Raw genomic sequence first — 7,779 nt, 5'->3', positions numbered from 1 at the left:
TAACCGAAGGCGCATTTGGGGAAAAATTAAGAAAACGTACTTTAGCCGAATCATATTGCGGCAAAACGTTGTTATCGGCAATCAAACTTGTTCTGGGCTGCTGAACACCCGATGTGCTGTCAGGAACAATAAAGAGTGTATAATATACACCACTCTGCATGGACTGATAGCTATTCAATATATCTGTACCACTTGCATTATCGCTAATGGCTAAATTGTATACACCAGGGCTACCGGATGCATAAGGAGTTATACTATCAAAAGAAATACCGGTGAATAAACCATTTTTATTTACCTGCATGTCGAAAGACCTTCCGGAAGTAACATTTGCCAACCGAAAATAAGTAGGTCTTAATTGATTATCGACTGTGCTTTTGGTACAAGCGACTATCGCACCAATTATTAAAACAAAAAAAAGAAAGAAGAAAGCATTTTTTTTCATCAAAATATTTAAAAATAATTACACAAAAAATTACGTCAACATTCACTCAAGCCTAACGGAATATGTATGGCCAGCCCTCCATCAGAGGTTTCTTTATATTTGCTATTCATATCCAGAGCCGTGTCCCACATCGTCTTTACCACTTTATCCAAAGATACCTTAGCATAATCCGGTGCGCTCTGTAAAGCTAATTGCGATGCAGTAATAGCCTTAATCGCCCCCATTGTATTTCTCTCGATACAGGGTATTTGCACCAACCCACCAATTGGATCGCAAGTAAGTCCCAAATGATGCTCCATCGCTATCTCTGCAGCCATCAACGCCTGCTTTTGCGTTCCTCCTAATGCTTCCGTTAAGGCCGCGGCCGCCATAGCTGAAGACACACCTATTTCCGCCTGACAGCCGCCCATAGCGGCAGAAATAGTAGCTCCCTTTTTAAAGATGCTCCCGACTTCCGATGCGGTTAATAGAAAATGGATAATTTTATCTTCCTCATCTGCGTTGCAAAATAGAATAAAGTATTGCAAGACAGCAGGAATTACTCCCGCAGCACCGTTGGTAGGCGCTGTAACTACGCGGCCAAAAGCGGCATTCTCTTCATTTACTGCCAATGCAAAACAACTAATCCAGTCTAATATAGCATTGAAATTACCGGCTGACTTTTTAACAAGCGCAGTCCACTGGTCATAGTTATTGTATAGTTCGCCTTTTGTAAGTTTCTTATTTAAATCAAATGCGCGCCGCTTCACCTTTAATCCGCCGGGTAATTCCCCCTTTGTATGACATCCCCGATACATGCATTCGCGCATTGTTTTCCATATTTTTAATACGCCTTCTTTTGTCTGTTCTTCGCTGCGCCAGGTTCCCTCGTTTTCCATTACTACTTCGTGAATAGACATGCCGGTTTTAATACACCAAAAAAGCAAATCCTGCGCATCATTGATGGGGAAAGGGAGGTCCACATTTTCTTTTGTTCCTTGCAGAGATAATCCCTCTTGTACGACAAAACCGCCCCCAATAGAATACCAGGTTTCACTGATAGTCTCACCATTTTTCAGATTGAGCAAAAACGTCATTGCATTGGGGTGAAAAGGCAAAGACTCATTGTAGAGAAAAACAACATCTTTACCGGGGCAAAAAGTGATAGGCATTATGCCACCAAGGGCAAGTATATTTTGTTCAGCTATTTGCTGCATTTTTTCGTTTATCAAGGAAACATCGGTCGTCTCCGGATCTTCTAGCATCAATCCCATCTTTATCGCAATGTCCGTACCGTGTCCATGACCTGTTTTAGCCAAAGAACCATATAGCAACACTTGTATATGCGCTACATTTTCCAGTCCATATTTCTCTTTTATTGACTCTATAAAATAAATGGCTGCCCGCCAGGGTCCCAGTGTATGAGAACTGGAAGGGCCAACGCCTATTTTAAACATATCAAAAACCGAAATTGCTTCGTGCGGCATACTCTTTTAATTAACCCAACAAAGCTAATTATTGTTTTTGGCATTGAAGTGGTTTACCCCCATTTTGTTAGTAATGGTAGTCTACCTATTTAATCAAGAAAAAAATAAAATCGAACCCTTCGCAAATCAACAGCTAATAGCAAATTTTAGAAAATGTTGCCAGAAACTAAAACCAGCCCTTTTTCTTAAAAATATAGACCATCCATAAAGGAATCAACAGCATTACTGCCACAGAAAAATAAAAGCCATAATGGTCGTGTAGAAATGGTATTTGTGAAAAATTCATCCCAAAGACACCGCCAATAACGGCCGCCGGCGCAAGCAAACAAGTAACAATCGCCATAATCTTCATAGACTCATTCATCTTCAGATTGGCTTGATTTAAATGCAGATCTTGTAAGTTGGCCATGCCTTCTCTATAGTTCTCTACCATTTCCGTCGCCTGCAAGATATGGTCGTAAATATCTTTAAGATAGCGTAGTGTCTTCTTAGAGAATAAATCATTCTCATTTTTGTTAATACTACTAATCGCATCGCGAGCAGGATAGATGGAACGACGCAGAAGTAGTAATTCTTTTCTTAGAAAAAGAAGATAAGACATACTGACTTTTGAACTGGCCTTCACAAGCTGTTCTTCAGCCAGCTCAATTTTCTCGCCAAATACATCCATTGCTATAAAATAATCATCAACGATAGCGTCGATTAACGCGTAATATAAAAAATCACACCCATACTGTTGCAATTGTTTGTTCCGCAGGTTTTTTAACTTTGCACGTACTTTGCCAAACGCATCTCGATCAGGCTCCTCCTGGAATGTAAGTACAAAGTTTTTCCCCAAAATCAATGAGATTTGTTCTTTGTCTAACAAATCGTTGTCATGACTATAAGAAAGCATATATAGTAAACAAAAGACGAAATCCTCAAACAAGTCGGTTTTGGGTCGCTGCCCTACACTTAAAATGTCCTCTTCGATTAATAAATGTATATTAAAATCCCTGCAAATGGCTCTTACATCTTCTCGCCTTAATCCTTCTACATTTATCCAGATATTTTTATCAGCGGCTTTATATTTTACACAATCGCCAATATTGTCCAGCTTAAACTCTTCCACCGAATTTTCATCATATTGAAAAACAGTAATCAAGGACTTTTCTGCATCTACCCTCAATGCATTATCGGTTGGATTTACGTGTAAAAGCGGATGTGTCTTCTGAGCGTTGAAAAGCTTGTTAAGGGAAAAATATTTATTATTATCCATCCAATCAATTATTTAAATTCTAGGAATTAGCGCAATATCATTTGTCTGTCGGCATCTAGTCGAACAAGGATAAAGATAAGTATTGTGAAAGTAACTAAAGACGATCCCCCATAACTTATCATTGGCAACGGAATGCCCACCACGGGAAATAACCCAACGGCCATACATACGTTGATAGTAATATGTAATAACAATATACTTGCTACGCAATAAGCATACACTCTGGAAAAAACACTTCGCTGTCGTTCGGCAATTTTTACAATTCGGAATAACAACAACAAATAGAGCATTAAAAATGCAAAACTACCTATAAACCCAAATGCTTCGCCAATAGAAGTAAAAACAAAATCAGTTTGTTGTTCCGGCACATATTTACCGCGCGTTTGTGTGCCCTTTAAAAAGCCACGACCCAACAATCCGCCCGAGCCAATAGCAATCTTGCTTTGACGCACATTATAATCATCGGGTTTTACGAACTTTTTATTATCCTCTTCGCGCTTAAGAGTACTACGATTTTGACCACAGTCATAGACCTTTCCCACCATGGCATAAATACGGGAAGACTGATAACATTGAAAAACATTATTAAAAATATAAGGGACCGCAAAGCGCTGTATACCCACACATCCCGCCCATATAAATAAAATAAACACCAGCAGGCTTCGGCTTCTTTTTATCTTTTTCCGAAGAATATAAATAGCAATAGCCGCAATAATGGTGAGTATAACGGCTAACGTATTGGGCTCCATGATTAAAGTGGCTACTACCAAAACACCAAACGAAAACCCTACTAATAATATCGATCCAGGCAAGCGTTCTGTAATCATTAGATTAAAAATGCCAAAATAAACCAACGCCATTCCTGTTTCATTTTGCAATATGGACAGCATTGCAGGAAACAGGGCGATAGCCACCGCAATAACTTGCGATTTTACTTTCGTAAAATCCAAATCTTGCATCGAGAGGTATTTAGATAAGGCCAATGAAGTAAATATGACGCATAACTGCGCCGGTTGCAAGTTAAAACCACCGCCCATTGGAATCCAACTTTTAGATCCATTAATATCTTTACCGACAACAAAGGTGGCAAACATCAATATGATGCCGAATAAATAAGAGAGATTTGCAAAAGCCGTATACAATTTACTATCACTGAGTAAAATAAAAATAGCGAGCAAAGCACAAACGCCGGAAAAAATAAGTTGTTTACTATATTCTGTTTTCCCCGAAAAAAAAGCAGTAAGTGAGTTTACGTTGGGATCGGGATTATACTCCACCATAAAAATGCAAAGTATGCCGGTACACAACAACGTCGCGTATAAAAAAACAACGAACCAGTCGATTCCCTTCGCCAGTTTTTCCGGTTGATTCATATTTATCTTTTTACCATTTTATCTTTCTTTACTCCCCATGTCCAATCGGGCAATATTGCAGAAAGCCAATCGCTCTTAAACGTTGAAACAGGAGGGTTTCCTTTACGGGTTTCACCTTTTGCCGTTTTTACGGCTTTAGTATTTTCTGTCTTCGCCGTAGCAGAAGAGTCTTGCTTTCTTGCCTCTTCACGCATTCTTTGCGCGCGGGCGGAATCTTGTTTCCTGCGCCAGTCAAATATTTGATGGGGGAATAAATTTATTTTTGCCAATCTGTCAACATCCGCCTGCGTTTCGGCGGTAAGCGTATCATTTAAATATTTTTCCATCATATGCGCAGCAATAGGGGCCGCCCAGGTAGAACCATATCCAGCATTTTCTACATATACCGCAATAGCGATTTTAGGATTGTCTGCAGGCGCATAAGCAATAAAAACAGCCAGGTTTTTTAAATTAGGTACTTGTGCGGTACCCGTTTTTGCAGCATATTTTATACCCGGTATTTTTACATTAGATGCTGTACCAACTTCAGTAACATCTTCCATACCCGCTTGTACTGCCAGATAATCCGCATCACTAATATGCAAATGCTGGTGTTTTACTTTATACCTCGCCAGATAGGTCGTATCTGCCTCTGTTTGAGACTCAATACTGTCAATAAAATGTGGCGTATAATACCAGCCCTTATTGGCAATGATGCAAGCTTCGTTAGCTGACTGTAAGGGTGTCAATAACATTCTATCCTGTCCGATACCCATCGTCATCATATTGCAAGAGACCCACCGGTTACCATAATCATGATTATACTCAGTTGTATCAGGTACGTTGCCGCCTTTCTCTCCCGGTATATCTACACCCAGCGTCGTTCCGAGCCCAAAACCATGCATATAGGTGCGCCACCTGGCATACCCTTTTCTTGGAGAACCATACTTAGGATTGTCTACGGTCATTCGAAATACATTACAGAAATAGGAATTACAAGAATTAGCTATGGCAAGTTTTAAATCTGCCGCATGCCCGGCCCAACTTTCATCGCAACGTACCTTTTTACCGCAAGCATAATAAGCACCCCGGCAATCATAACCATAGGAAGGTGTAATTACACCCTCATCTAATGCTATTAAGGCGCCTATAGGCTTATAAGTAGAGCCCGGAGGATACATACCCGCAATAGCGCGATTATACATGGGACGGCTAGTATCTAAAATAAGGAAGCCGATATGTTTTCTGTATTCACTTGGTGAGAGGTCATTAGGATTATAACTAGGTGCGGTGACCATGGCAATGATACCGCCGGTTTTTGGATTGATAGCGACGGCAGCGCCAATCTTACCCTGAAACATTTTTTCCCCTAAAGCTTGTACACTTATATCAATACTTGAGTATAGATTTCTTCCGGCAATTGCCACTGTGTCAAAATCACCATTTTCATAAGGCCCCTGGATGCGCGCACGATTATCTCTCATAAAACGTTGTACGCCACGCTGCCCCATTAAAACTTTTTCATAAGAGCTTTCAAGGCCGGCAATACCTATATAGTCACCCGATTGATAGCCTTCGTCCGGATGACTTTTCAGAAATTTGGATGACACTTCGCCCAATCTCCCCAAAAAGTTGGCCCCTACATTATAAGGATAAGTCCGTACCGGTCGTTCTTGCAGTTCAAAACCAGGAAATCTGTATATATTTTCGTTTAACCTTGCTAATAATTCAGGGGTAAGCAAAGGCTCAAAAGTGCTGGATTTGTATCTGCCATTTTTAACAATAGCTGTAATTATACGCTTTCTATATTCTGCAGTATCAATCCCCAAGATCGTACAAAGGGTCATTGTATCAACCCCTTTTCGCGCTTCAGAAGGCGTTACCACCAAATCATAATTAATCATATTGTCCAAAATAGCCTTCCCCTTTCTATCGTAAATAATACCACGATCCGGATAAACCACTTTGCGAAATATGGCATTATTCTCTGCCTGCAACCGATACTTTGGAGAAAACAATTGAAGATTGAGCAATTGTGCAACGATAACGATAAAAACGACAACAAAAATTCCAAGAATGATTCTGCTGCGCGATTGATTATTATTTTGTATAGCCATTCTTTGCAATAAAAGGGATAGAAAAATCGTAAAACAAAAATAGTCAATATGCCAGACCTAATTACATTACTTATGCAACTATAAATTATTTATCACAGGTGTGTCCTTTTAATATGCTTTCTTAAGCCGCATTTGTCTTAAACTTCACTTTACGGAAGAATAAAATTTCTGTAATGAATATTAAAATTAGGCTCACTGCGCTTGATGCTAAAACTTTCCCAAGGAAGAATAAAAAATCACCAAATTCCATCCACTCAATAAAAGTGAGATAGATGTGATATACAAGTGTGAGAGATACTATATAGATTACATAGGGGCCAATTCCTATACTTTTAGCACTGGGATCAGAATAGGTAACGCCTGTTTTCTGCTGCTGAATAACAATATTCAAAAGGAAAGGTCTTAGATAAGCAATCAGTACACAGGGTGCAGAGTGCAGACCCGGAGTACCGGCAAAATAATCTAAAGTGAGTCCGAATAGAAAAGCAATAACCATCAAACTTACCCTGGAGAGCCCAAAAGGTAACCATAGTATGAACAAAAAGTAGACGGACGGCTTGATGTACTGATGTATAAATGGCACTTTATCGAGTACAAAAATCTGTACCAGAATAAAGAAAATAAATCGCAATATGTTTTTCATCAATACGCTCATACTACTTAGGTGCTGTTGTTTCTAGATTTCTTTGCTCTTGTAAAAATTTATTTTTAATGACATATACATACTGTAGTGTATAAAAATTGGTACTGCTGGAAATTGAAATGCTATAATAGTTGCTAGCTGCATCTTTGGGCAGTATATCCAAGACACGGCCCACCATTAATCCTTCCGGGAAATTTCCCGACAGGTTACTCGTTAAAACGGTATCACCACGCTTGACTTTACTGCTTTTAGGAATATTATTTAACTGCAACACATTCACCCTTTTCCCCTGCCATTCTACGATACCGGGAACATTACTATTTTTAAGCATTGCACTTACCCGGCTATTATGGTTAAGCAAACTCATTACAATACTATAATGGGCACTTACCGATACAACGTGACCAACGATACCGTTGGTTCCCATTACTGCCATATCTTTTTCTATGCCATCTTTAGCGCCTTTTTCTATGGTAATGTAATTATTATCGCTTGTAAGTG

Annotated in this window: 7 protein-coding genes; all 7 read right to left on the bottom strand. The window is 39.5% G+C overall.

Features of this window, described 5'->3' with window-relative positions; genetic code table 11:
* Positions 1 to 442, bottom strand: a 442-nt coding sequence (locus ACQR30_RS00720; RefSeq protein WP_429729834.1) for a DUF4397 domain-containing protein, incomplete at its 3' end; no start/stop codon positions are given.
* A gap of 35 nt (positions 443 to 477) precedes the next feature.
* Positions 478 to 1,839: an L-serine ammonia-lyase gene (locus ACQR30_RS00715; protein WP_429729837.1), complete on the bottom strand. Its 1,362-nt coding sequence runs from the start codon at positions 1,837 to 1,839 to the stop codon at positions 478 to 480.
* Positions 1,840 to 2,074: 235 nt separating this feature from the next.
* On the bottom strand, positions 2,075 to 3,166 hold the full coding sequence (corA, locus tag ACQR30_RS00710; RefSeq protein WP_429729831.1) for a magnesium/cobalt transporter CorA: 1,092 nt from the start codon (positions 3,164 to 3,166) through the stop codon (positions 2,075 to 2,077).
* Between the two features lie 26 nt (positions 3,167 to 3,192).
* On the bottom strand, positions 3,193 to 4,539 hold the full coding sequence (gene rodA / locus ACQR30_RS00705; protein WP_429729828.1) for a rod shape-determining protein RodA: 1,347 nt from the start codon (positions 4,537 to 4,539) through the stop codon (positions 3,193 to 3,195).
* Positions 4,540 to 4,541: 2 nt separating this feature from the next.
* Positions 4,542 to 6,635, bottom strand: a complete 2,094-nt coding sequence (gene mrdA / locus ACQR30_RS00700) for a penicillin-binding protein 2 (protein WP_429729825.1) — start codon at positions 6,633 to 6,635, stop codon at positions 4,542 to 4,544.
* Positions 6,636 to 6,756: 121 nt separating this feature from the next.
* A complete protein-coding gene (locus tag ACQR30_RS00695; RefSeq protein WP_429729822.1) occupies positions 6,757 to 7,278 on the bottom strand; it encodes a rod shape-determining protein MreD in 522 nt (173 codons plus the stop codon).
* A 13-nt stretch (positions 7,279 to 7,291) separates the two neighbouring features.
* A partial coding sequence (gene mreC, locus ACQR30_RS00690) for a rod shape-determining protein MreC (RefSeq protein WP_429729819.1) occupies positions 7,292 to 7,779 on the bottom strand: 488 nt, incomplete at its 5' end.

It is taken from the genome of Arachidicoccus sp. (assembly GCF_050436765.1).
In the GTDB taxonomy this organism is placed as follows: Bacteria; Bacteroidota; Bacteroidia; order Chitinophagales; family Chitinophagaceae; genus Arachidicoccus.
The sequence above is the reverse complement of the archived record's forward strand: the minus strand, read 5'-3'. Positions and strand labels throughout refer to the sequence as shown.

Excerpts from the sequence above, each read along its gene's own strand:
- rodA (WP_429729828.1), bottom strand. The coding sequence starts at position 4,539 with ATGAATCAACCGGAAAAACTGGCGAAGGGAATCGACTGGTTCGTTGTT.
- ACQR30_RS00695 (WP_429729822.1), bottom strand. The coding sequence starts at position 7,278 with ATGAAAAACATATTGCGATTTATTTTCTTTATTCTGGTACAGATTTTT.
- mrdA (WP_429729825.1), bottom strand. The coding sequence starts at position 6,635 with ATGGCTATACAAAATAATAATCAATCGCGCAGCAGAATCATTCTTGGA.
- corA (WP_429729831.1), bottom strand. The coding sequence starts at position 3,166 with ATGGATAATAATAAATATTTTTCCCTTAACAAGCTTTTCAACGCTCAG.